The following is a 23,507-nucleotide window of genomic DNA, read 5'->3' on the forward strand; positions in this document are numbered from 1 at the left end:
ATGAGCATGACAAGTTCCGCGGCGCTGGCCGCTCCGGCCGGCGGCCTGTACAACCGCCGGCGCATCGTCAACAAGGTGGCGCTGACGCTTGCGCTGGGTGCTGCCGGCTTCGGCCTGTTCTGGCTGGTCGCCATCCTGTGGACGCTGCTCTACAACGGGCTGTCGGCGATCAACATCGCCCTGTTCACCGAGAACACGCCACCGCCGGGCGGCGAGGGCGGCCTGCTGAACGCCATCTTCGGCAGCGTCATCATGACCACGGTCGCCACCCTGGTCGGCACGCCCATCGGCATCATGGCCGGCACCTACCTTGCCGAGTTCGGCCGCGACCGCAAGCTGGCCGAAGTGGTGCGCTTCATCAACGACGTGCTGCTGAGCGCGCCGTCGATCATGGTCGGTCTGTTCGTGTACGAGGTGATGGTCATCCGCATGGGCCATTTCTCGGCCTGGGCGGGAGCCATGGCCCTGGCGGTCATCGTCATTCCCGTCGTGGTCCGCACGACCGAGGACATGCTGAAGCTGGTGCCGAACAGCCTGCGCGAGGCTGCGGCCGCCCTTGGCGCGCCGCAATGGAAGGTGATCACCATGGTCGCCTACCGTGCCGCCCGCAACGGCATGATCACCGGCGTCCTGCTGGCCATCGCCCGCATCAGCGGCGAGACGGCACCCCTGCTCTTCACCGCCCTGAACAACCAGTTCTGGAGCGCGGACATGAACGCGCCGATGGCCAACCTGCCGGTGGTCATCTTCCAGTACGCGATGTCTCCCTATGAGGACTGGCGCCAGCTGGCCTGGGGCGGCGCGCTGCTGATCACGGTCGCCATCCTGCTCCTCAACATCGGCGCCCGGCTGCTGGCCGGTCTCGGCTCGACGAGAAAGTAACCATGACGATGACTCACATGGACGCCAACAGCCCCTCCCACGGCAGCCACGCGATGCCCCCCGGCATGATCCCCGGCGCCGGTGCCGACCGGCCGATTGCCGGTGCCGGCCTTCCCGAGAAGATCAGCATCCGCAACCTTGACTTCTTCTATGACGGCTACCGGGCGCTGAAGGATGTTTCGCTGCCGCTGTACGACCGTCAGGTCACCGCCTTCATCGGCCCGTCGGGTTGCGGCAAGTCGACCCTGCTGCGCATCCTGAACCGGATGTACGACCTCTATCCCAAGCAGGTCGCGACCGGCGAGGTCATGCTGGACGGCGTCAACATCCTGTCGCCCAAGCAGGACCTGAACCTGCTGCGCGCCCGTGTCGGCATGGTGTTCCAGAAGCCGACGCCGTTTCCGATGTCGATCTACGACAACATCGCTTTCGGCGTGAAGCTGTACGAGAAGCTGTCCCGCGCCGACATGGACGAGCGGGTGGAGTTCTCGCTGCGCCGTGCCGCTCTGTGGGACGAGGTGAAGGACAAGCTGCGCCAGAACGGCATGAGCCTGTCCGGCGGCCAGCAGCAGCGCCTGTGCATCGCCCGCGCCATCGCGGTGAAGCCGTCGGTCCTGCTGCTGGACGAGCCGACCTCGGCGCTCGACCCCATCTCCACCGCCAAGTGCGAGGAGCTGGTCGACGAGTTGCGTTCCGACTACTGCATCGCCATCGTCACCCACAACATGCAGCAGGCGGCCCGCATTTCCAACTTCACCGCCTTCATGTATCTGGGCGAGCTGATCGAGTTCGGGAACACGGAAGAGATCTTCACCAACCCGACCAAGGAAAAGACCTCCGAATACATCACCGGCCGGTTCGGCTGACGCCCATGCTTCGCCGGTCCTTCCCTCCAAGGGTAGGGCCGGCGGCTGTTGGGGTTGTGTCACGGAGTGGATCTTGAATGCGGCGGCGGCTCAACCGGCCGCCGCTTTTCTTCGAGTATGAGGTCTGCCGGCTGCGCGGGAACCGCTTGCGATCCACGATTCCATTCGGCGCCGGAATTCGGCCTTTTATTTCCATAAGCGAACTTATGTGCCGCAAGTTTGTAGGCGCAATGTCAAAATGTCAGTCCCTCGCAAGATGGAACTGTCAGCGCTCGCGTCGGCAGCGCTTCCACTCCGGCAGGATGTGCAGAATTTTCCAAGCCGGCCGTGAACCGACAAGACCGTCGTCGCGGCTATGGCCGATGCTGTCGCTTCACGCATCGGAAAACACTGGGAAAGCGACAGCCATGTCCGCACCGGCCGCAACCGGCAACTCGCCCCTGCCCTGGCTTCTGATTCTGCTGTCGGTGACGACGGGGCTGGTCGACGCCGTCAGCGTCCTCGGCCTGGGCAAGGTCTTCACCGCCAACATGACCGGAAACGTCGTCTTCCTCGGCTTCGCCGCAGCCGGCACGCCGGGCTTCCTGGTCATGCCGGCGATGACGGCGCTGGCATCCTTCCTTGCCGGAGCCCTGATCGCTGGACGGGTCGGCCGGATGCTGGCCGGACGGCCGATGCGGCACTGGCTGCTGGCGGCGGCCCTGTTCGAAACCTCGCTGTTCTGGATTGCCGCGATCATCGCCGCCGGGTTCGATGTCGGCGCGCAGGCTCCCGCTTCCGGCCTGTATGCGATCATCGCCCTGACCGGGTTCGCCATGGGTTTTCGCAACGCCACGGTCCGGCAATTGAAGGTTCCCGACCTCACCACCACGGTCCTCACCCTGACCCTGACCGGGCTGGCAGCGGATTCCAGCCTTGCCGGCGGTGCCAACACCAACGCGCGGCGGCGCATCGCCAGCGTTGCCGCGATCCTCCTCGGTGCCGCCATCGGCGCCGTCATGGTGACGCAGAGCGGTCTGGTGCTTCCGCTGGTCGTCGTCGGCGCGCTGGTGCTGGCGGGCACCGCGGTCTGCGCGCTCCATCCGGTGGCGGCCACGCCGGCCGCGGCCTGACGCCGGAGATCGGAGCCATGAAGGCTGGCCGGCTGGAGGCGTTCACCGACGGGGTGGTGGCGATCGTCATCACCATCATGGTGCTGGAACTGAAGGTGCCGGCGGACGGCAGCTTCGCCGCGCTGGCGGAGCGCATTCCAGTCCTGCTGGCCTATGTGCTGTCCTTCATCAATGTCGGGCTCTATTGGAACAACCATCACCACCTGCTGCAGGCGACCGCGCGCATCGACGGGCGGGTTCTATGGGCGAACCTGTTCCTGCTGTTCTGGCTGTCGCTGGTGCCCTTCGTCATCCGCTGGCTCGATGAAAGCGCCTTCTCGCCGGTGGCGACGGCGGCCTATGGCGTCGTCCTCGGCATGGCAGCGGTCGGCTACAACCTGACCGAACGGGCGATCGTCGCCTGCGACGGCCGGGAGTCGGCGGTGGCGCGGGCCATCGGCTCCGACCTGAAGGGAAGGATCAGCATGGCGCTCTATGCCTTGGCCATTCCCGTGGCGTTCGTTCTGCAATCGCTCTCCGTCCTGCTCTACGTCCTCGTGATCCTGCTGTGGCTGGTGCCGGACCGGCGGATCGAGCGTGCCCTGGAGGAATGACGGGCGATCACCGCATTTCGAAAAGCTCCTGGTGGAAACGCCGGTTCACCGGCAGTCCCTGGGCTGCAAAATCCTTCCGCAGCGCCTGACCGAAGCCTGCCGGGCCGCAGAACCAGATGCTGGCGTCGCGCCAGTCCGGCACTGCCGCGCGGATGCGCTCTCCATTCAATCGGCCGTCGCGACCATCGACGAGGACATGGAGGCACACGTCCGCAGCCGCTGCGTCGGCGCTGAGCTTGGCGATCGCATCCCCGTCATAGTCGTGGGTGGTGTGGAAGAAGTGGATGGCCTGCGGCGGCCGTTCGGGGTGCATGGCCAGATACTTCATGCGGGCGATGAAGGGCGTCACGCCGATGCCGCCACCGACCCAGATCTGCCGAGGACGGTCGTCATCGAAGGTGAAGCAGCCATACGGTCCCTCGACCGTCACCGCTTGACCGACCCGCAGCGTTTCCCGCAGGCCCCGCGTGTGGTCTCCCAACGCCTTGATGACGAAGGTGATGCGGTGCCCGGCCCCGTTCCAGGCGGAAGCGATGGTATAGGGATGGGCGCCCTCGGCCATATCGGACATGGCGAAGGCGAACTGGCCCGCCTTGTGGCCCGGCCATCCCCGCGGCACGTCGATCTCGGCTTCGATCACCCGCAGGCCGGGATAATGATGGAGAGCGCAGACCGTACCCGCGACCCTCCGGCCGGCGGCGATGCGGCCCGTCAGGACCATGACGGCAGCCCATGTGCCGGCGGCAAGCAGCAGCCCCATCACCCAACCGACCGGCGCCGGCCAATAGGAGAATTTGGTGAGCACGACCGTGTGGAACACCAGCACCAGATAGGCGATCGCCAGCAACCGGTGGGTCTTGTAGAACAGCCGGTATGGAATGCTCCTGATCAGGGCAAGCGCGATCAGCAGCAGGACGGCGTAGAAGGCCCACTCGCCGATTTCCTCCGCGGTGCCGCGAAGCTCCATCAGCGACTGCGCCACGGGATTGGCTGGCTCTGCACGCGGGCCGCGGTGCGGCCGGTCCAGCCATCCCCAGCCCACCGCCCATTTCGCTCCCTGCGCCCAAAGCCAATGGATGACCGCGAACACGAGAGCGCCGATGCCCAGCCATTTGTGCAGGCGGTACATCTTGTCGAGACCGCCGAACCATCTCTCCGGCCAGCGGGGGCGTAACGCCAGGACCATGGCGACGCTCATGCAGCCGATGGCGATCAGGCCGCTGTGCTGGACCATGGCGGAGCGGAGCGCGAAATAGCCGGTCCACTGGAACACCGAGGCGTCCGCGGCGAGCCATGGCACCGTCAACAGCGCCAGCAGGCCCCAAAAGGAAAGCTCGATCTTCCGCATGGCGACCCTCCTCCCGCTGCGTCGTCGACGAGGCGGCGCGCATAAATGATTTTGCTAATGATAGCCGCGGGCAAGCCAAATCCCCGAAATGCAGCCATTCGCGCCCGGCGCAGGTGGCAAATCCGCACAGTGCATTGGCAGAGTCGGCTGTCTGCGCGTTCCCCGAAATGCATCCGCGGTCGGAATTATTTCGCTTCACAACCGAAGTTCCTCCGCCTATGATAACGCTTTACCCTCCAATCGCGTTCCGGCTGCCATTTCGCCCGGCATCGCGTTTTCCGCCCGGTTGGGGCATAGTCACCCGTCGTGTTTCGCAAGGCTTCTCCATGTCTCCCGTTCTTCGGCCGCGCAAGGCCGCCATCGCTTTCATCCTCGTCACCGCAGCGCTCGACATCGTCGCCATGGGCATCGTCATTCCGGTGCTGCCGGCGCTGATCGAGGAGTTCGCCGGACCCGACGCACAGGCCGGCACCATCAACGGTGCCCTGGTGGCGCTGTGGGCGCTGATGCAGTTCTTCTGCTCCCCCATCATCGGCTCGCTCTCGGACCGCTACGGGCGGCGGCCGGTGATCCTGCTGTCCGCCCTGGGGCTGGCGGTGGATTATGTGCTGATCGCGGTGGCGCCGAATCTGTGGTGGCTGGTGATCGGCCGGGCGATTGCCGGCATCACCTCTTCCAGCTTCACCACCGTGTTCGCCTATATGGCCGACGTGACGCCGCCGGAGCAGCGGGCGCGGGCCTATGGCCTGATCGGCGCCGCCTTCAGCGCCGGTTTCATCGCCGGCCCCCTCCTGGGCGGATTGTTGGGAGAATTGTCGCCGCGGGCCCCCTTCTGGGCGGCCGGGGCACTCAGCGGCCTGGCCTTCCTCTACGGCCTTGCCGTTCTGCCGGAATCGCTGGCGCCGGAAAACCGGATGGCCTTTTCGTGGCGCCGGGCCAATCCGTTCGGCGCGCTGCGCCTGCTGCGGTCCCATGCCGAGCTGTCGGGGCTGGCTCTGGTCAATTTCATGCTGCACTTCTCCCACAATGTCTTTCCCGCCGTTTTCGTCCTCTATGCCGGGCATCGCTACGGCTGGAGCGCCTTGGATGTCGGGCTTCTGCTGGCGGTGGTCGGCGCGCTGGACATGGTGATGCAGGGGCTGGTCGTGTCCCATGTGGTGACGAGAATGGGCGACCGCGGCACGATGGTGGTTGGCCTGTTCGGCGGGGCCGTCGGGCTGGCCTGCATGGGGCTGGCGCCGGACGGTGGATGGTTCGCGCTGTCGATCCTGCCGGCCTCGCTGTGGGGGCTGGCCATGCCGACCCTCCAATCGCTGATGACGCAGCGGGTCTCCCCCTCGGAACAAGGGCAATTGCAGGGCGCCAACATGAGCGTGGCGAGCGTCGCCGGCATCCTGGCGCCGCTGGTCTTCGGAGCGGTCTATTCCGCCTCCGTCGGGGCGGATCCGCTGTTCCGCCACGCGGGAGCAGCCTTCGTCATCGCCGCGCTGGTGCTGTTGCTGGGAGCGGTGATCGGCTGGACGGTGGCGCGCCGCAACGGCCGGGCGGAGGAGGCGGACGGCGCAGCGGCCTGACCGGCCCTGTTCCCGGCCGGCTTTCCTATGGGGCAACCCTTGCGCCGGCTGTGGGGCGTCCCACATAGCTGCCCACACTCCCGCACAATGTCCCATTGCTCCGCTGCGTTATCAGCGGTGGGAATTTGCGGGCCGACAGGGTAAGACTGTCGGCTTCCATCCGCATCGACAGCTGAGACCCGGAGAACGCGATGCTCGCGGCCCCCAACCTGTTCGCCCACCGCCCGGACCGGAGCGTGCGCCCCAAGGCGGCACCCTTCCTGCCGATGTCGCGTGCGGAAATGGAGCGGCTGGGCTGGGACCAGTGCGACGTCATCGTCGTCACCGGCGACGCCTATGTCGATCATCCCAGCTTCGGCATGGCGATCATCGGCCGGCTGCTGGAATCGCAGGGCCTGCGCGTCGGCATCATCGCCCAGCCGGACTGGAGCAGTGCGGAGCCGTTCAAGATCCTGGGCAAGCCGCGGCTGTTCTGGGGCGTGACCGGCGGCAACATGGATTCGATGGTCAACCACTACACGGCCGACCGCCGCCTGCGCCACAACGACAGCTACACCCCGAACGACGAGGGCGGAAAGCGGCCGGACCGCGCCGTCATCGTCTATTCCCAGCGCTGCCGCGAAGCCTTCAAGGACGTGCCCATCGTGCTGGGCGGCATCGAAGCGTCCTTGCGCCGCATCGCCCAGTACGATCACTGGAGCGAGAAGATCCGCCGCTCCGTCCTGGTCGATTCCAAGGCGGACATGCTGGTCTACGGCAATGCCGAACGCGCCATCATCGAGATCGCGCAGCGCGCGCTGAACGGGGAATCGCCGAAGGCGATGACCGACATCCGCGGCACCGCCATCATGCGCTCCTCCCTGCCGGAAGGCTGGACGGTGGTCGACAGCAGCTCCATCGACGATCCGTCGGCGCCGGTGTCGCCGCGGGCCGCCGGCGCCGACCGCATGGTGGTGCGGCTGCCCAGCTACGAGCAGGTGACGGCCGACAAGGTGCTCTATGCCCATGCCAGCCGCGTCCTGCACCAGGAGAGCAACCCCGGCAACGCCCGCGCCCTGGTCCAGCGCCACGGCGACCGCGACGTCTGGCTGAACCCGCCGCCGATCCCGCTGGAAACCAACGAGATGGATGGCGTCTACGACCTGCCCTATGCGCGGGCGCCCCACCCGTCCTATGGCGACGCGCGCATCCCGGCCTGGGAGATGATCCGCTTCTCCGTCAACATCATGCGCGGCTGTTTTGGCGGCTGTTCCTTCTGCTCGATCACCGAGCATGAGGGGCGCATCATCCAGAGCCGGTCCGAAGGCTCGATCCTGCGCGAGATCGAGCTTATCCGCGACAAGACCAAGGGCTTCACCGGCGTCATCTCCGACATGGGCGGGCCGACCGCCAACATGTATCGCCTCGCCTGCAAGGACAAGGAGACGGAATCCGTCTGCCGGCGTCCGTCCTGCGTCTTCCCGGACATCTGCAAGAACCTGAACACCGACCATTCCTCGCTGGTGCAGCTCTACCGCAAGGCCCGCGCGGTGCCGGGGGTGAAGAAGATCCACATCGCGTCCGGCCTGCGCTACGACCTTGCGGTGCGGAATCCTGAATATGTGAAGGAACTGGTGACCCACCATGTCGGCGGTTACCTGAAGATCGCGCCGGAACACACCGAACCCGGTCCGCTGGCCAAGATGATGAAGCCCGGCATGGGCGCCTACGACGAGTTCAAGCGGATGTTCGACAAGGCGGCGAAGGAGGCGGGGAAGAAGCTCTACCTGATCCCCTACTTCATCGCCGCCCATCCCGGCACCACGGACGAGGACATGATGAACCTCGCCTTGTGGCTGAAGCGGAACGGCTTCAAGGCGGATCAGGTGCAGACCTTCCTGCCCTCGCCGATGTCGCTGGCGACGGCGATGTACCACAGCGAGCGCAATCCCCTGCGTCCGGTCCGCCGCGTCGGGTCGGAACTGGTGTCGTCGGCGAAGGGGCTGAAGCAGCGCCGGCTGCATAAGGCCTTCCTGCGCTACCATGATCCGGAGAACTGGCCGATCCTGCGCGAGGCGCTGAAGCGCCTGGGCCGCGAGGACCTGATCGGGCCGGGCGAGGAGCAGCTTATCCCGGCCTGGCAGCCGGTGGGGGCGACGGCCAAGCCGCGGGAGAAGGGGCCGAAAGGCAAGACCTTCCTGACCCAGCAGGCCGGCCAGGGACGCCGCGTGGTGCCGCCGGTGGGCAAGCCATCGGGGGCGAAGCCGTCGGGAGGCAATCCCTCGGCGCCCAAACCGTCCGGCATGAAGCCGCGCCAGACGAATTTGAAAGGACGTTAACGTTCGGCGCGGCTCCGCTGTTCCCGCTATGGTCCGGTGTTTGGGTTGTGCTACGGTGGGCTCGCCCTATCGACAGGTGAGAGAGCCGTGGCGGGATGCTTGTAATCGGCGAGGCGCAGCTTAACCGCATGGTCCTTGCCGACCGGGCGCTGCTGGTTCGGGATGTCCAGGATCACTTGACCCGATATCGGCCGTCGATCGTTGCGGCTTATCCTGCCGGTTATCTGCGCTGGGTCATCGGTGACAGCCTGGACATCGCCAGCCGCTTCGGCATCGACGATGTCCGGATGCTTCGCGTCTTCGTGCGGCTGCGCTGGGACATTGCGCCGGGATTTTACAAGCAACCCGATATCGCCGCCGTCCTGTCCAACACCGCCCTGCCCGCGTCGGAACGATTTGCCGTTCTGGGAGGCGACCGCTATGCCGATGCATGGAACGACGCCTGCCGTTTTGATTCGCCAGCGGAGTGGCGGGAGCGCTATTGGCAGGATTCGCCATGACGGAGGCTTACAACGACGCCTTGCAGGAGCAGGCCAAGAAAAAGATCTGGGACACCGTCAAAGAAGAAGCGAAAGGAATGTCTCCCGCCGATTACCTGGAATTGACTGCGGACATAACGGGCATCTTCGATCCGACGCCGCTCAGCGACGCGGTGGGCGGAACGATAGCGCTGGCGCGAGGCGATCTCCTGGGTGCCGCCCTGTCGGTCGCCAGCTTCATTCCCTATGCGGGCGACGCCTTGGCGAAGCCGGCCAAGATCGCCAGGCGCGCTCCCAAAACGGCGAAGCTGGTCGAGGCGTTGCTCAGCAGGGGCGACAACCTCGCAAAGGCGGGCGAGAAGGCCCTGAAGGAAGCCTTCACCCTTTCCCAGGTGGCGGTGGCGCGGCAAAAGGCGTTGAAGCGGGTCCAGCAGGCCATGCTCGATGCGCGAAACAAGGTGCCCGGCTGCAAGGACTGCAAAAAGCTGGTGGACAAGGGGACGACGCGGACATTGCAGATGCCTGCGACGGGCGGCTCATGGAAAACGCCGGACGGCCTGTCGCCGGCCAACGGAACAGGAACCTTCACATTCGGGTCGCCGGCCACTCTTCCTGACGGCCGCGTGGTGAACTCCATCGATTTCAAAGGCGGATTTCCGGACTTCGACAAATATGTCTATGGCGGAAAGAAATACAATCTTTGGGAGGTGTCAGGCAACGCCAGTACCGACGCAAGGCGTCTTGAAGAAATGATGCTGAAGGTCGATCCGAATTGGACCGCTCCGAGCAAAAAATACACGCTCCATCATTTCGAGGATGGTACGGTCGGTTATGTGCCCAAGGAAATCCATGACCGTACCGCGGGCGGCGTTGCGCATACCGGCGGCAATTCCATGATCAACAACGACCTGTTCTGAAGGAGGCGCAATGTCTTTCCAGATTCCGCCGGAGACGTTGGCATACTGGCAGCGCACGGGAATGGAACCGGCGAGTGACGCCGACATTGCCCTGCTCGAACAGCGGCTTGGCGGGAAGGCACCGGCGAGCTACGCGGACTTCATGAAGACCTATGGCAGCGTCGAGTTCGCCTTTCGCATCAAGAACGGCTTCGACTATGTATATCGGATGGGCGACAGAACCGAACAGCGCAGCGAGGCTGTTTCCGTCATCAAGTCTCCAGAGCAGGCGTTGAAATATTATGACGGAATGAAAAATGATCCCAAAATCAGCATTCCAGAATATCTCCTGCCGTTCGCCATGGACTATGGGCAGGGCGAGTTGCTGATCGAGTTCGGACAGCCGACAGAACGGGTATATTATTGGAACTTCGACAATCACGATTGGGAAAGCGGCGAAACGGAACTGGGCTTCGTTGCCGACAGCTTCACGGATTTCATAAACGGTTTGAAGAAATTCGACGGTTGAGGAGCCTGTGATGGGCGATCCGTACGCGAAGATCCTGAGCACGGATTTCGAGAACCTGCCCGACCCTGTCCGTCGGCATTATCTCGCGCCGCCGATCCTGAGTTTCGCCGTCCGGCAGACCGGCAACGGTTTCGCGCTGGCAAATCCCGGAGAAGCCGACCGACCGGCCCCGGAGGCCCTCATGCCCAAACTCGGCGTCAAGAGCTGGCGCGACGGTGGAACGCTGGGCATTATCTATGAGGGTGTGTCGATGCGGGACATGCTGACCTTGCTGCTTCAGCATCCGACCGACGCCCAATCCCTGGCCGCGAGAGCCTGGACACGCACGCGGACGCCGATCTTCGTCCGCCTGTCGCGCTATGTGGATTTCTCGGACATCAGCGAGGTTCGATTCCGTGCCGGCCGCGACGGGGTCGGACGCATCAGCGCCTGCCTGCGCGGCAGCACGGGGCGGGGTGTGGCATCGATGTCCGGACGGCTGTCCGCCGCAGCGCGGAAGACAGCCGAAGCCCTCGGGGCGGGGTCCTGGATCATGGATTTCGGTATTCTTCCGGACGGGTCCATACGCATCGTCGACATCAATCCGGGCCTCACCCGGCAGGACATCGCCGCAATCAAGGCCTGAGTGCCCCCTCCCCTTCGCTTCACACGAACAGTTCCATCGTCTGCGGCACGTTGCGCGGCGTCTCCCCAGCCAGGATGGCGCGGGCGACGTCGACGGCGGCGAGCAGACCGCTTTCGGTGAAGGGCTTGGGCAGACAGCCGATGCCGGTCAGCGGGCCGTCCTTCTTCAACTCGTCGCGGAAGGACGTGATGAACAGGCAGGGTACGCCCAGTGCGTTCAAGCCGCGCGCGGCGTCTATGCCGTTGGTGCCCATGCCCAGATGCACGTCGACCAGCGCCAGGTCCGGCTTGTCGGCCTCTGCCAGTTCCATGGCCTCGGTCGCCGTGATGGCCGGGCCGACGACGCTGTGGCCGACGGATTCCAGGTAGAGCTGCTGTTCCAGCGCGATCAGCACCTCGTCCTCCACCAACAGGATCTTCATCCGTCGATCTCCTCGGCGGAGGAGGCTTCCAGCATCGGTCCCGCGTCGGGCATCGGAAGTTCGATCCGGAAGGTGGTTCCCTGCGGCGTGGTGTCGATGTCCACGCTGGCCCGGATCTGGCCGGCGAGGCTGGAGATCAGGCGCATGCCCAGACTGCGGCTCTTGCGGATGTCGAAGTTGGACGGCAGTCCCGGACCGCGGTCAGACACGGTCAGGAACAGGTCGTCGGCCTCGCGCCGGAAGGTCACCGTCACCCGTGCCGGTCCGTCTCCGCGATGTTTGACCGCGTTGGTGATCAGCTCGTTCGCGATCAGGCCCAGCGGTGCGGCATGGTCGATCGGCAGATCGATGACCTCAGAGCGCACGGCGATGTCGCACATGCTCTCGCCGCCGGACGCGCGGGCCAGATCCTCGCACAGCTCGTTGAGATAGGTGCCGAACTCGATGGTCTGGAACTGGTCGGCCTGATAGAGCCGGTTGTGGACGCGGGCGATCGCCTCGATGCGGCTGCGGGCGTCCTGGAAATGCACCCTCACCGCCTCGTCCGGCAGGCTGAGGGTCTGCAGGGTCAGAAGGCTGGACACCAGCTGCAGGCTGTTCTTGACGCGGTGATTGACCTCGCGCAGCAGGGTCGATTTCTGGCTTACCAGCTTGCGCAGGGCCGCCTCCATCGACTTGATCTCCGTCACGTCGATGTGCATCAGCACCGTGCCGCCGAAGGGGCCGGCCGGCATGGGGGCGGCAAGACAGCGGAACCAGTGTTGGTTGCCGGTGACATATTCCGCCGACACCGGCGGCCCGCCGCCGCTCAGCAGCCTGCGCAAGCCCTCCATCACGTCGTCCGCCCGCGGGTCGGCGGTCTGGCCCTTGCCGCAATGGTCGAGGTAATCGTCGCCGACGATGCAGCCCTGGCCGAGAAAGATCGTCTCCGGTCCTGCTTCGGCCCAGGCGCGGTTGACCGAGACGATGTGGCCGGACCGGTCGAGCACGGCGATGAAGGCGGGAAGCGCATCCAGCGTCGCCTTGGTCTGCTCGGCCAGCTGCCGCATGGCGAGCGCGCTGGCCCGCAGCTCCTCACGGGTGCGGCGGCGTTCGGTGATGTCGCGCAGGATGCCGGTGATGAAGCTGCGGCCTTCCGATTCCCAGCGCGCCATCGACAGCTCCAGGTCGATGTGGCTGCGGTCGCGGCGCCGGCCGGTCAGTTCGACCGGCTGGGTGACCGCATCCAGGCGGCCGGAACCGTCCGGGCCGCTGTGATCGGCCATGGCGATCCAGTCCGGCGCGTCGTCGCCCAGCAGCACGGTCACGCTCTGCCCGATCAGTTCCTCCGGGCGATAGTCGAACTGGCGGGTGGCGGCGCCGTTCATCCACTGCACCATGCCGCGGGTGTCGGTGGTGACGATGGCGTCGGGAGCGGTGTCGACGATGGCGCGGTAGCGGGCGTCGCGCTGCTCGCGCAGGACGCGCTCCCGGTTCACCGACGCGGTGACGTCGGTCACCTGGATCAGGCAGCGCGCCTCCCCGCCGGTCGCATGCGCATGGGCCGGCAGCGGACGGATCACCACATTGTGGACCATCCGCCGCCCGTCCGGCAGGCGCAGCGGGAACAGCATCGGGTTCAGCGTGTGGGACAGCACGCCGGGCGCCCCGGTCGCCAGCGTGTCGCGCACGGCGATGTGCAGGCGCGATTCGCGCAGGTTCGGCAGCGCATCGAACAGGTCATGCCCGAGGATTTCCCGGGCGGTCAGGGTGGAGGCCTGCTCCATCCAGCCGTTCCAGTACAGCACCCGGCAATGGCGGTCGAGAAGCAGGATACCGGCATCGAGCGCACCCAGGACATCCAGGGCCCACATCGGTTGTTCAGGCAATCTGGGGACCATGCGGCGTTCCGGCGGATGTGGGGTCTTGGGAGGCGATGTCTTCGATGAAGGCATGGATCAGCAGCTTCAGCGACTCCAGCGAGGAGACGCCCATCAGCAAGGCGATGTAGCCGCGGATGCTGCGGCTGCGGATCGTGAAGTCGATATAGAGGAACAGCACCAGCTCGTCCGCGCTTCCCACCTTGTCCTTGAGGATGTTGGCGCCGTCGCCGCGCAGCACCGCGGGCAGCGAGATGGTCAGCCGGTCCTTCAGGGCGTTGGCGACCACGACGAGGCAGCCGTTCAGGATGATGTTGCCGATCTCCGCCAGAGCATCCTGCTCCAGATCGACGATCTCGGCCAGGGTCAGGTCCCCGCCCAGCACCGCGCGGGCCAACTCCAGGCTGTTGGCCTCCGGAAAGATCAGCATGGCGCGCCCGTCGAAGGAGCCGTGGAACTGCTGCTCAACCGCCACCAGCCCGCTGCGCTCCCGTGCGCTCAGGAAATCGGACGCTTCCTGCCGGCTGACGATGTCCACGGTCGGGACGGACAGCAGAACCTGGTCGTTGACCATGCGGCTGAGATGGGTGGCGGCACGGCCAACCCCCATGTTCACCAACTCGGTCAGCGCGTCGCGCTCCAGGTCGGTCAGTTCCACCATCTCTCGGCGCCTGTTCATTCTTGGTCTCGGCTTCACAACCGGCGCCGCCGGGCGGTCGCATCACAAATGTGGCCTATCGACCGGGAAAAAGGCACCCCCGTCAATGTCATATGTTAAGCCGGCGACGCCATAGCCGATATAGCCGCCCCTATTCCCACAATGGTCAGCCCGACGATCAACCAACTCATGCATCAGATTCGGACCGTTCGGCAACAAAGCGGCACTCCAACGCAATATTGCTTTAGAGACGTAATCAAGTGGTTTGGCTGCAGTTCGGGGCGATGACAGAGTCGTCAGGCGGCTCCTGTCCCGGGGGACTTGTCCGCAGGGGGATGGAGACTCCACATCATGCAGTGCGCCTGCGCGATGGACACCGCGCGAGGAGATGGCGCGAGGAGATGACGATGACCCCAGAGGAACGCACACTTCTGTCCGACCTGTTCCGCCGCCTGCGCGAGGTGGAAGCACAGCCGCGCGACGGCGAAGCGGAGGACTTCATCCGCCGCGCGGTCCAGGACCAGCCGCTGTCCGCCTATTACATGGCGCAGACCGTCCTGGTTCAGCAGCAGGCGCTGACGGCGGCCCAGACCCGGATCGAGGAGCTTGAACGGCAGTTGCGCGACCGTCCGGCCCAGCCGGCGCCGTCGGGCGGCAGCTTCCTGTCGAATGCGCTCGGCATCGGCCGCAGCCCGTGGAGCCGGAGTGCCGAGCCGCCTTCGGCCCCGTCCCCTGCTCCGCAGCAGCCCTTGCCGCCTGCCGGCCGCAGCCCATGGGGCGGCGGACCCGGCGCCGCTTATCCGCAGCAACCCTATGCGCCGCCGCCTTTCCCGCAAGCCGGAATGGCGCCCGGAATGGCACCCCGCGGCGGCGGATTCTTCGCCGGGGCGGCGCAGACGGCTGCGGGTGTGGCCGGCGGCATGCTGGCGGCGAGCGCCATCTCCTCCCTTCTGCACCATTCACCTGGTCCCTTTGCCGGGGCTGTGGCACAGACCCCGGTCAGTGAGACGATCAACGAGACGGTGATCAACAACAACTACGGCAGCGATCAGGGACCGCAGCCCGATGCGGTGCAGGATGCCTCCTATGACCCCGGCCCGCCGCCGGCGGACGATGCGTCGTTCGACGATGCGCCCTTCGATGACGGCGGCAGCGGCAGCGGCGACGGGGGCGATTCCTGGATCTGACCGTGGCCGGACGGCTCAGGCCTCGTCGCTGTAGCGTTCGGCGATGTCCTTGAACTCTTCCTCCAGCGCGGTGAAGGCGGCGACGACGGCGGGGTCGAAATGGCTGCCGCTGCCCTCGCGGATGATCTCCGCCGCCTTCTCGTGCGGGAAGGGCGGCTTGTAGCAACGCCGACTGATCAGGGCGTCGTACACGTCGGCCACCGCCATCAGCCGGGCCGACAGCGGAATCGCCTCCCCCGCCAGCCCCTGGGGATAGCCGCCGCCGTCCCAGCGTTCATGGTGGCCATAGGCGATCTCACGCGCGATGCGCAGGAAGGAACTTTCGCCGCCAGCCCCTTCGCCGGCAGCGACATCCGCCTGCCCTTCGGCGGCGAAGATGGCGTCGTGGCCCAGCGCGGCGTGGGTCTTCATGATGTGGAATTCTTCGTCGGTCAGCTTTCCCGGCTTCAGCAGGATCGAATCCGGGATGCCGACCTTGCCGACATCGTGCAGAGGCGCCGACTTGTACAGAAGTTCGATGGTTTCCTCGTCCAGCCGGCCGGCATGGCGCGGGTCGCGGCTGAGATGGAGGGCGAGCGCCAGCACATAGTTCTGGGTGCGGCGGATGTGGTTGCCGGTCTCGTTGTCGCGGGTCTCGGCCAGCGAGGCCATGGCGCGGATGGTGGCGTCCTGGGCGCGCAGCAGGTCGCGTGTCCGCTCCGCCACCCGGTCTTCCAGCTGCCGGTTCTGGTCGGCAAGCGCGCGGCGTGCCTCGCGCAGGGCAATGTGGGTGCGGACCCGCGCCAGCACCACCGGCGGGGAGATCGGCTTGGTGATGTAATCGACGGCGCCCACGGCGAACCCGCGGGTCTCGTCATGGACCTGCCCCATCGCGGTGATGAAGATCACCGGCACGTCGCGGGTGCGCGCGTCCTCCTTCAGCCGTCTGCACACCTCCACCCCGTCCATGCCCGGCATCATCACGTCGAGCAGGATCAGGTCCGGCAGCGGGGCGCCGGCCAGCCGGGCGAGCGCCTGCGGCCCATCCTTCGCCACGATCAGCCCATAGCTGTCGCGCAGAAGGTCGGCCATCACCTTGAGGTTGATCGGTTCGTCGTCGACGATCAGAATCCGCGGCTTGTCGCCGTTGGGAAGCGGCATGGTCATGTCGCGGTCTCTCCCAGGTCACGAAGCCGGTCGCGCAGCTCGGCAAGGGCGCCGGCGGCATCCTCGAAGTCGAAGGCGCCGGCATGGCGGTTCACCCGGTCGGCCGCGCTGGCGACCGGGCTGCCGGCCAGCAGGCGGGCCAGTCCGTCGGCCATGTCGGCGGCCTCCGGATCACCGGCGCTCAGCAGGCCGTCCAGCCGGTCGGCGAGCGACAGCGATGCCTTCAGCCTGTCGCGCGGCAAGGTGGCGGTCGGCTGCATGGCTGGCGTGTCCGGCGTCGCCGCGGCCTCCGCCGCCGGACGGCCGAGGGTGCCGATACCCTCCACAACCAGCGCAAGCGCGCCGGCCAGCCGGTCGAGCACCCCCTCCTCCAGCATGGGCGGAGAGGTCATCGCCCCCCGTTCCACCGTGCCGGCCAGGGCCGACAGCTCCATGGCGCCGATGGTGGCGGCGGTGCCCTTCAGCGTATGGGACAGGCGGAGCAAATCCTTCCATCGTTCTTCCCGCGCTGCGGCGGTCAGGCGCGCCGCCTCCCCGGCATGGGTGGAGGCGAAGTCGATCAGGATGCGGCGCAGCAGGGCGAGGTTGCCGTTCACATTGCGCCGGGCGACGGCGAGGTCGAGTGCGGGCAGTTTATCCGGCAGTGCCGGGGCGGCCGAGACGGCGGCGACCGCCGGCGCCAACGGAGTTCCGGGCACCGTGCCGCCCGCCAATCCATTGCCCAGTCCGCGCACCGGCTTCAGCCAGCGGGCGAGCGCCGCATAGAGCGCCTCCGGGTCGATCGGCTTGGAGACATGGTCGTTCATGCCGGCATCCAGGCAGCGTTCGCGGTCGCCGGCCATGGCGTGGGCGGTCATGGCGATGATCGGCAGGCTCGACAGCTCCAGTTCGCGCCGGATCAGCCGGGTCGTCTCGTAGCCGTCCAGCCCCGGCATCTGCACGTCCATCAGCACCAGGTCGAATTTGACCTCGCGCAGACATTGCAAGGCCTCTTCGCCGCTGCCGACCACCATCGCCTCGATGCCGACCAGCTCCAGAAGGCCGCAGGCGACCTGCTGGTTGACCAGATTGTCCTCGACCAGCAGGACGGTGCGCCCGACCAGCGCCGACAGCTCCGTCGATTGGGCGGGGTCGTGGGCCCGGCGGATGCCTTCCGCCATCCTGGGGCCGGCGCCGCCGAGCGCCATCATCACCGAATCGAACATGGCCGACGGCGTCACCGGCTTTTCCAGCACGGCGGTGACCGGCCCGGCGGGGCCGGCCATACCGTCGAGCGCCCCATTCAATGCTCCCTGCACCCCATCGGCGCCATAGGCGGTGGTCATCACCACCGGCGGCTGGGCGCCCGGCAGCGCGCGCAGGCGGCGCAAGGTCTCCACCCCGTCGAGATCCGGCATGCGCCAGTCCAGGACGACCAGCTCCACCGGTGGCCTGGTGCCGGCCTGCCCGTCTTCCAGCCGCCGCAGCGCCGACAGGCCGTCGGCCACCGCCTCCACGGTCAGGCCGAAGCGCTCCAGCATGTCGGTCAGGATGGAGCGCACGGCGTCGCTGTCGTCCACCACCAGCACCCGGCGATCCATCAGGTCGCGTGGCAGACGGTCGTCGGCGGTGTCCCCGGCGGCGACCCGGCAGCGGATGGAGAAGCGGAAGATGCTGCCCTCGCCCGGCCGGCTCTCCACCGACACCGTGCCGCCCATCAATTCCACCAGCTGCCGGCAGATCGCCAGCCCCAGCCCGGTGCCGCCGAAACGCCGCGTGGTGGAGCTGTCGGCCTGGGTGAAGGGACGGAACAGGGCGGCGGCCTGTTCCGGCGACATGCCGATACCGGTGTCGCAGACCTCCACCTCCAGCCGGTAATCGTCGGCGGTGCCGATCCGCCCGCCGACCGTCACCACCACCTCGCCCCGTTCGGTGAATTTCACCGCGTTGGAAACGAGGTTCAGGATCACCTGTCCCAGCCGCAACGGGTCGCCGACCAGAGTGCCCGGCACCTCGCCGTTCAGGTCGAGGATCAGCTCCAGACCCTTTTCCCGCAGCTTGGGCAGGACGACGCTCGCCACCTCCTGCAGGACGCCGCCGACATGGAAGGGGATCGCCTCGATGGTCAGCTTGCCGGCCTCGACCTTGGAGAAGTCGAGGATGTCGTTGATGATGCCGAGCAGGCTGCGCGAGGATGCGTGGATCTTGTCCAGGTAATCGCGCTGCCGCGGCGTCAGATCGGTCTTCATCATCAGGTGGCTGAGGCCGATCACCGCATTCATCGGCGTACGGATCTCGTGGCTCATGTTGGCCAGGAAATCGCTCTTTTGCCGGTTGGCGCGGTCGGCATCCTCCTTGGCGCGCGCCAGCTCGTCCTCGGTGCGCTTGCGGTCGGTCACATCCTTGTGGATGCCGGTGATCCGGGTGGGCCGGCCCGCGGCGTCGCGTTCCGTCACCTTGCCGGCCGACAGGATCCAGACCCAGTCGCCGGACCTGTGGCGCATGCGGAACTCGACCTCGTAGACCGCGAGGCGGCCGGCGATATGCTCCTCCAGCATCGAGAGAACCCGGTCCCGGTCCTCCTCGTGCAGCAGACCCAGCCAGGTGGCGCCGCTGGGCGGCAGTTCGCCGTGTGCGTAGCCCAGCATGCCGAGCCAGCGGTCGGAGTAATAGGCGTGGTCGCTCACCGGGTTCCAGTCCCACAGCCCGGTGTTGGAGGCGTCCAGCGCCACGGTCAGCCGCTCCTCGCTCTCCTGCAGGGCGGTCAGCATGCGCTGGCTTTCGGTGATGTCCTGGAAGACGGTGACGGAGCCGACGATGCGCCCTTCCTCGCGGAGCGGCACCGTGGTGATGGCGATGGGGAAGACGGTGCCGTCGCGCCGGATGAAATGATCGGTTTCCGAGCGATAGGCTTCGCCGCGGCGGACGCTGTTCAGGACGGCGCAATCCTCCCTGGCCACCGGGTTCCCCTGCCGGTCCTTGTAATGGACGGCGTCGTGCAAGGGGATGCCGCGCAGATCCTCTTGCGACCAGCCCAGCAGCCGTTCCGCTTCCGGGTTCAGGAAGGTGCAGAAGCCGTTGCGGTCCAGCGAGAAGACGCCTTCGCCCATGCTGTCGGTGATGCTTTGCAGGAAGCGGCGGCTGTCCTCCAGCTCCGCCTCCATCCGCTTGCGTTCGGTGATGTCGGTGCGGATCGCGATGTACTGGTGCGGCCGCCCGTCGGCGGTCAGCTGCGGCACGATGGTGGCGGCCACCCAATACTCCTCGCCCGCCTTGGTCCGGTTGCAGATCTCGCCGTGCCAGACCTGCCCGTCCATGATGCTGCGCCACATCTCCGCGAAGAAGCCGGAGGGGTGGCGGCCCGAATTCACGATGCGGTGGGAGCGGCCCAAAAGTTCATCGCGCGAGAAGCCGCTGATCTGACAGAACTTGTCGTTGGCGTAGGTGATGACGCCGCGGTGGTCGGTGATGCTGACGATGGCATGCTGGTCCAGCGCGAATTTCTGCTGTTCCAGAGCCCGCTGGGCGGCGGAGCGTTCCTCCACCATCCCTGCCATCAACTGGCTCAGCCGCTCCAGGCTGTCGGTCGGACTGCTGTCGGCGGAATCAGGCAGCTCGGGGCGGCCGTCGGCGCGCAGCAGGCTGTTGGCGGCCCCGCGCAGGCGGCTGATCGCATGGGCTTGGATCCCCGCTTCGCGCCGCAGCCGCTCGTTGGCATCGGCCAGCTCCTCGGAACTCAATTGAAGGCTGCGGGATCGCCGGCTCAGGTCGCGGTCGGCCTGCTCATAGCTCTGGCCGATCCGGCCGAACAGCGCCGGCAGCCCTTCCAGCATCCGCGCCGCCTCCGGCGACAGGCCGGCATGGCCGGCAAGCGCCTGCAGCTCGGCCAGGACGGACTCGGCCGCATCCGCGCTTTGCAGGCCCAGCACGCGCTTGAACTGGCTTTGCAGCAGGCGGTGCATACGGTCAGCGTTCCGTCGGCAAGGGCGCGAACACCGTCTGCCAGACCCGCATGTTTCCCCCCATCGCCGACGTCTCGCGCCAGACTAACATGGCGGTCATGGGGGATGAGAGCCTCTATAACGTTCGTCGCAGGCGGATGGTCATAATGACGCATGCCGGGATGCCGGCCCATCATTGTGCCGCCGGAACGCGTCCATACCAAATAGATGGTCGAAAATGAGTGTTCTTCCGTAAGGATCTGTCAACCACACTGCAGTATGGTTGGTTTGCCACGCAGTGCAGGGCCGGATCAATTTGCGCAAGTGGTGGCCGGCGGCGGCAGGGGCGGTAGCAAAAAAACGGGCGCCAAGCCCGGACAGTCACTTCATTCCGGGGGAGCAGGGACGAAACATGACGACGGATGTCCGCGACGATACCATGACGCCCGACCGCAGAGACCGCGAGCCACGCGCCCGCCGCCTGGGTGTCCGCGGCAAGCTTCTGCTCGCCTTCGCCGGCATGGCCGGCATGACGGTCGCCGCCAGCATCGTTGGGCTGACCTCCTTCTCCGCGGTGGAGGCGCCGCTGACGCGGATCGTCGGCACCGGACTGCCGGAGATGGAGTTGGCGAAGCGCCTGTCCGGTGAAAGCAGCGGCATCGCCGCCGCCGCACCGGTGCTCGCCGCTGCCGAGAGCCAGGGCGAGCGCGAACGCATCTATGGCGAGATCATGGGCAACGGCAAGGCGCTGGGCGACCTGGTGGAGGAACTGGCGACCCGCCGCGCCGGCGACCCGCGGATCGCCGAGCTGCGCGGCAAGACGCAGGGGCTGATCGCCACGCTGGAGCGCGGCAACGCTGCCGCCACTCTGCGCCTGTCCGTCCGCGGCACGCGCGAGACGACGTCGGTCGAGCTGGCCAAATCCTATGACGCCTTCCTCGGCAGCCTCGCCCCGCTGACCGACCGGGCGGGCACCGCCTTGCGCGACAAGGGCGAGGCGCTGGACAGCAGCACCGAGAGCGACATGAACGCGCTGGGCGACGCCGTCCGCTCGCTGATCACCATGTACGAGGTGCGCGGCGACCTGAGCGTTTCGTCGGAAGCGCTGACCCGCGCCGGCAGTGCCGAGACCGCCTTCGCCGTCGTCCAGCACCAGCAGGCCTATCTGGAGGCCGCCGCCCGCATGGTCAGCGCAACCGCGCAGATCGGCAGCCGGCTGAGCAAGGACACCTCCGAGGGGCTGGACGCCTTCTTCCTGCTCGGCGACGGCGCCAATGGCGTCTTCGACATGCGCCGCAAGATCCTGGAACTGCCGGCCGGCAGCGCGGAGCGCGACGCGCTGCGCCAGAAGGTGGCTGAATTGCTGACCGACGCGGCGCGTCGGCAGTCCGCCCTGCTGGAGCAGATGGAATCGCCGCTGATGCGGCTGAAGGCCGAGATCAAGCTGTCCAGCGTCAACGTCCGTTCGCAGACCCGCGATTCCATGCAGGCCCTGCTGGGTGACGGGCTGGCCCGATTCCGCACATATCTGGAGCTGTCGACCTACGCCGCCGCCGCCGTCGGCGCACTGAACGAGGCGGCGCAGGCGCCCAGCATCGACCGGCTGGCTATGCTGGAGACCCGCTATGCCGCCGCCGCCAAGGCGATGGACGAGCGGCTGAAGGCTCTGCAGAAGACAGGTGACGACGGCCTCCCCAAGCTGATCAGGAACGCCGAGATCCTGGCCGGCTTCGGCACCGGGGAGAACAGCCTGTTCAAGCTGCGCCGCTCCGAACTGGACGCCGCCGCAGAGAACGAGAAGGTCCTGGCGGAGAACCGGCAGATTGCCCGCCAGTTTGCCGGCATGGTCGACGAGCAGATCGCGGCGATGAAGCAGGAGGCTGATTCCGCTGCCGCCGGCGCCACCGACGCGCTGTCCGCCGGCAGGATGATGCTGATCCTGTTCGCCGCCGCCAGCCTCGCCGGCGCCGCGGCGCTGGCCTGGTTCGTGGTCGGCCGCAACATCGTCGCCCGGCTGAGCGCCCTGTCCGATGCGATGCGGGCCATCGCCGCCGGCAATCTCAACGCCCCCATCCCCGCCGCCGGCACTGACGAGATCGGCGACATGACCCGCGCGCTGATGGTCTTCCGCGACACCGCCAACGAGGCCAATGCCGCCAACGCGCGTGCCGAGACCGAACGCAGCCGGGCCGCCGGGGAGCGCCGCCGGGCCATGGTCGAGATGGCGGAGAATTTCGAAAGCAGCGTCCGCGGCGTGCTGGACCGCGTCGCCCGTGCCGCCGGCGAGATGCAGGACATGGCCCAGCGCATGAGCCGCAACGCCGAGGCCACCACCGGAGAGGCTGCGACCGCCGCCAGCACCTCGCAGCAGGCCGAAGGCAGCGTCAAGGCGGTCGCCGCCGCGACGGAGGAGCTGTCGGCCTCGATCCAGGAGATCGGCAGCCAGGTCCACGCCTCCAGCCAGATCGCCCGCAAGGCGGCCAGCGAGGCCGAACGCACCGATCGCACGGTGGAGGGGCTGTCGCAGTCGGCCAACAAGATCGGCGAGGTGGTACAGCTGATCAACGACATCGCGTCCCAGACCAATCTGTTGGCCCTGAACGCCACCATCGAGGCGGCACGCGCCGGGGAGGCCGGCAAGGGCTTCGCCGTCGTGGCGTCGGAGGTGAAGAGCCTCGCCAACCAGACGGGCAAGGCGACCGAGGAGATCTCCAGCCAGATTCAGGCGATGCAGTCGGTGACCCAGGATGCGGTGGACGCCATCCGCTCCATCGCCGGCACCATCCGCGAGATCAACGAGATCGCCACCACCGTCGCGGCGGCGGTCGAGCAGCAGAGTGCGGCCACCCGCGAGATCGCCCGCAATGTCGGCGAGGCCGCCGACGGCACCCAGCATGTCCGCCGCAACATCGATTCGGTGGCGCGGGCCGCTGCGGAGTCGGGTGAATCCGCCACCCGCGTGCTGACGGCATCCTCCACCGTGGCGGACGAGGTGCGCTCGCTGGGTTCGCAGGTCGACAATCTGGTCAACCGCATGCGGGCAGGTTGACGGAAGGCCCCCGCTGGCATAGGGGACAGAAAACCGGCAGGCCCT

At 66.9% G+C, this 23,507-nt stretch carries 18 protein-coding genes; 12 read left to right on the forward strand and 6 right to left on the reverse strand.

Going from position 1 to position 23,507, the window contains the following annotated elements; all coding sequences use genetic code 11:
- The 4 genes from pstA (at position 1) to A6A40_RS13145 (ending at position 3,453) form a co-directional block, all read left to right on the forward strand.
- A complete protein-coding gene (pstA, locus tag A6A40_RS13130) occupies positions 1–882 on the forward strand; it encodes a phosphate ABC transporter permease PstA (protein WP_063635774.1) in 882 nt (293 codons plus the stop codon).
- A gap of 2 nt (positions 883–884) precedes the next feature.
- Complete coding sequence (pstB, locus tag A6A40_RS13135) at positions 885–1,748, forward strand: phosphate ABC transporter ATP-binding protein PstB (RefSeq protein WP_418208600.1); 864 nt, start codon at positions 885–887, stop codon at positions 1,746–1,748.
- A 407-nt stretch (positions 1,749–2,155) separates the two neighbouring features.
- Positions 2,156–2,860 carry a YoaK family protein gene (locus A6A40_RS13140; protein WP_063635775.1) on the forward strand — a complete coding sequence of 235 codons (705 nt, stop codon included), beginning with the start codon at positions 2,156–2,158 and terminating at the stop codon, positions 2,858–2,860.
- 17 nt (positions 2,861–2,877) lie between these two features.
- Positions 2,878–3,453 (forward strand): TMEM175 family protein, encoded by a 576-nt coding sequence (locus A6A40_RS13145; protein WP_063635776.1) that lies wholly within the window; start codon positions 2,878–2,880, stop codon positions 3,451–3,453.
- 7 nt (positions 3,454–3,460) lie between these two features.
- Here the strand turns inward: A6A40_RS13145 and A6A40_RS13150 are convergent, their stop codons facing one another.
- On the reverse strand, positions 3,461–4,801 hold the full coding sequence (locus A6A40_RS13150; RefSeq protein ID WP_063635777.1) for a ferredoxin reductase family protein: 1,341 nt from the start codon (positions 4,799–4,801) through the stop codon (positions 3,461–3,463).
- Positions 4,802–5,127: 326 nt separating this feature from the next.
- Here A6A40_RS13150 and A6A40_RS13155 point away from each other — a divergent pair, with 326 nt between their 5' ends.
- The 6 genes from A6A40_RS13155 (at position 5,128) to A6A40_RS13180 (ending at position 11,222) form a co-directional block, all read left to right on the forward strand.
- On the forward strand, positions 5,128–6,375 hold the full coding sequence (locus A6A40_RS13155) for a TCR/Tet family MFS transporter (RefSeq protein WP_063635778.1): 1,248 nt from the start codon (positions 5,128–5,130) through the stop codon (positions 6,373–6,375).
- Between the two features lie 191 nt (positions 6,376–6,566).
- Positions 6,567–8,693 carry a YgiQ family radical SAM protein gene (locus A6A40_RS13160; protein WP_063635779.1) on the forward strand — a complete coding sequence of 709 codons (2,127 nt, stop codon included), beginning with the start codon at positions 6,567–6,569 and terminating at the stop codon, positions 8,691–8,693.
- 95 nt (positions 8,694–8,788) lie between these two features.
- Complete coding sequence (locus A6A40_RS13165; protein ID WP_108546668.1) at positions 8,789–9,193, forward strand: hypothetical protein; 405 nt, start codon at positions 8,789–8,791, stop codon at positions 9,191–9,193.
- Entirely contained in the window at positions 9,190–10,089 is a 900-nt protein-coding gene (locus A6A40_RS13170; protein WP_063635781.1) for an HNH endonuclease, read from the forward strand. The genes A6A40_RS13165 and A6A40_RS13170 overlap by 4 nt, the downstream gene beginning before the upstream one ends.
- A 10-nt stretch (positions 10,090–10,099) precedes the next feature.
- A complete protein-coding gene (locus tag A6A40_RS13175) occupies positions 10,100–10,597 on the forward strand; it encodes an SMI1/KNR4 family protein (protein ID WP_082860818.1) in 498 nt (165 codons plus the stop codon).
- A 10-nt stretch (positions 10,598–10,607) separates the two neighbouring features.
- The gene (locus A6A40_RS13180; protein ID WP_063635783.1) at positions 10,608–11,222 is read left to right on the forward strand and encodes a hypothetical protein; all 615 of its coding nucleotides are present in this window, start codon (positions 10,608–10,610) and stop codon (positions 11,220–11,222) included.
- 19 nt (positions 11,223–11,241) lie between these two features.
- On the opposite strand, the gene A6A40_RS13185 is transcribed toward A6A40_RS13180, so the two are convergent.
- Genes A6A40_RS13185 through A6A40_RS13195 form a run of 3 tightly spaced genes read right to left on the reverse strand, consistent with a single transcriptional unit; the run spans position 11,242 to position 14,181 of the window.
- Positions 11,242–11,643 (reverse strand): response regulator, encoded by a 402-nt coding sequence (locus A6A40_RS13185; protein ID WP_063635784.1) that lies wholly within the window; start codon positions 11,641–11,643, stop codon positions 11,242–11,244.
- A complete protein-coding gene (locus A6A40_RS13190; protein WP_108546669.1) occupies positions 11,640–13,496 on the reverse strand; it encodes a sensor histidine kinase in 1,857 nt (618 codons plus the stop codon). The genes A6A40_RS13185 and A6A40_RS13190 overlap by 4 nt, the downstream gene beginning before the upstream one ends.
- 7 nt (positions 13,497–13,503) lie before the next feature.
- Positions 13,504–14,181, reverse strand: coding sequence for a chemotaxis protein CheX (locus tag A6A40_RS13195; protein ID WP_236783667.1), 678 nt, complete (start codon positions 14,179–14,181; stop codon positions 13,504–13,506).
- Positions 14,182–14,561: 380 nt separating this feature from the next.
- On the opposite strand from A6A40_RS13195, the gene A6A40_RS13200 reads away from it, so the two are divergent.
- The gene (locus A6A40_RS13200) at positions 14,562–15,347 is read left to right on the forward strand and encodes a DUF2076 domain-containing protein (protein ID WP_236783668.1); all 786 of its coding nucleotides are present in this window, start codon (positions 14,562–14,564) and stop codon (positions 15,345–15,347) included.
- 15 nt (positions 15,348–15,362) lie between these two features.
- On the opposite strand, the gene A6A40_RS13205 is transcribed toward A6A40_RS13200, so the two are convergent.
- On the reverse strand, positions 15,363–16,493 hold the full coding sequence (locus A6A40_RS13205; protein WP_063635787.1) for a response regulator: 1,131 nt from the start codon (positions 16,491–16,493) through the stop codon (positions 15,363–15,365).
- Positions 16,490–20,434: a PAS domain S-box protein gene (locus A6A40_RS13210; protein ID WP_063635788.1), complete on the reverse strand. Its 3,945-nt coding sequence runs from the start codon at positions 20,432–20,434 to the stop codon at positions 16,490–16,492. The genes A6A40_RS13205 and A6A40_RS13210 overlap by 4 nt, the downstream gene beginning before the upstream one ends.
- 391 nt (positions 20,435–20,825) lie before the next feature.
- Between A6A40_RS13210 and A6A40_RS13215 the strand changes: the two genes are divergently transcribed.
- The gene (locus A6A40_RS13215) at positions 20,826–23,462 is read left to right on the forward strand and encodes a methyl-accepting chemotaxis protein (RefSeq protein ID WP_063635789.1); all 2,637 of its coding nucleotides are present in this window, start codon (positions 20,826–20,828) and stop codon (positions 23,460–23,462) included.
- The last annotated feature ends 45 nt before the right edge of the window (positions 23,463–23,507 follow it).

The organism is Azospirillum humicireducens, assembly GCF_001639105.2.
In the GTDB taxonomy this organism is placed as follows: Bacteria; Pseudomonadota; Alphaproteobacteria; order Azospirillales; family Azospirillaceae; genus Azospirillum; species Azospirillum humicireducens.

Bases quoted from the DNA above. Each gene is read 5' to 3' on its own strand.
- pstA (WP_063635774.1), top strand. From the start codon at position 1: ATGAGCATGACAAGTTCCGCGGCGCTGGCCGCTCCGGCCGGCGGCCTG.
- pstB (WP_418208600.1), top strand. From the start codon at position 885: ATGACGATGACTCACATGGACGCCAACAGCCCCTCCCACGGCAGCCAC.
- A6A40_RS13140 (WP_063635775.1), top strand. From the start codon at position 2,156: ATGTCCGCACCGGCCGCAACCGGCAACTCGCCCCTGCCCTGGCTTCTG.
- A6A40_RS13145 (WP_063635776.1), top strand. From the start codon at position 2,878: ATGAAGGCTGGCCGGCTGGAGGCGTTCACCGACGGGGTGGTGGCGATC.
- A6A40_RS13150 (WP_063635777.1), bottom strand. From the start codon at position 4,801: ATGCGGAAGATCGAGCTTTCCTTTTGGGGCCTGCTGGCGCTGTTGACG.
- A6A40_RS13155 (WP_063635778.1), top strand. From the start codon at position 5,128: ATGTCTCCCGTTCTTCGGCCGCGCAAGGCCGCCATCGCTTTCATCCTC.
- A6A40_RS13160 (WP_063635779.1), top strand. From the start codon at position 6,567: ATGCTCGCGGCCCCCAACCTGTTCGCCCACCGCCCGGACCGGAGCGTG.
- A6A40_RS13165 (WP_108546668.1), top strand. From the start codon at position 8,789: ATGCTTGTAATCGGCGAGGCGCAGCTTAACCGCATGGTCCTTGCCGAC.
- A6A40_RS13170 (WP_063635781.1), top strand. From the start codon at position 9,190: ATGACGGAGGCTTACAACGACGCCTTGCAGGAGCAGGCCAAGAAAAAG.
- A6A40_RS13175 (WP_082860818.1), top strand. From the start codon at position 10,100: ATGTCTTTCCAGATTCCGCCGGAGACGTTGGCATACTGGCAGCGCACG.
- A6A40_RS13180 (WP_063635783.1), top strand. From the start codon at position 10,608: ATGGGCGATCCGTACGCGAAGATCCTGAGCACGGATTTCGAGAACCTG.
- A6A40_RS13185 (WP_063635784.1), bottom strand. From the start codon at position 11,643: ATGAAGATCCTGTTGGTGGAGGACGAGGTGCTGATCGCGCTGGAACAG.
- A6A40_RS13190 (WP_108546669.1), bottom strand. From the start codon at position 13,496: ATGTGGGCCCTGGATGTCCTGGGTGCGCTCGATGCCGGTATCCTGCTT.
- A6A40_RS13195 (WP_236783667.1), bottom strand. From the start codon at position 14,181: ATGAACAGGCGCCGAGAGATGGTGGAACTGACCGACCTGGAGCGCGAC.
- A6A40_RS13200 (WP_236783668.1), top strand. From the start codon at position 14,562: ATGACGATGACCCCAGAGGAACGCACACTTCTGTCCGACCTGTTCCGC.
- A6A40_RS13205 (WP_063635787.1), bottom strand. From the start codon at position 16,493: ATGACCATGCCGCTTCCCAACGGCGACAAGCCGCGGATTCTGATCGTC.
- A6A40_RS13210 (WP_063635788.1), bottom strand. From the start codon at position 20,434: ATGCACCGCCTGCTGCAAAGCCAGTTCAAGCGCGTGCTGGGCCTGCAA.
- A6A40_RS13215 (WP_063635789.1), top strand. From the start codon at position 20,826: ATGACGACGGATGTCCGCGACGATACCATGACGCCCGACCGCAGAGAC.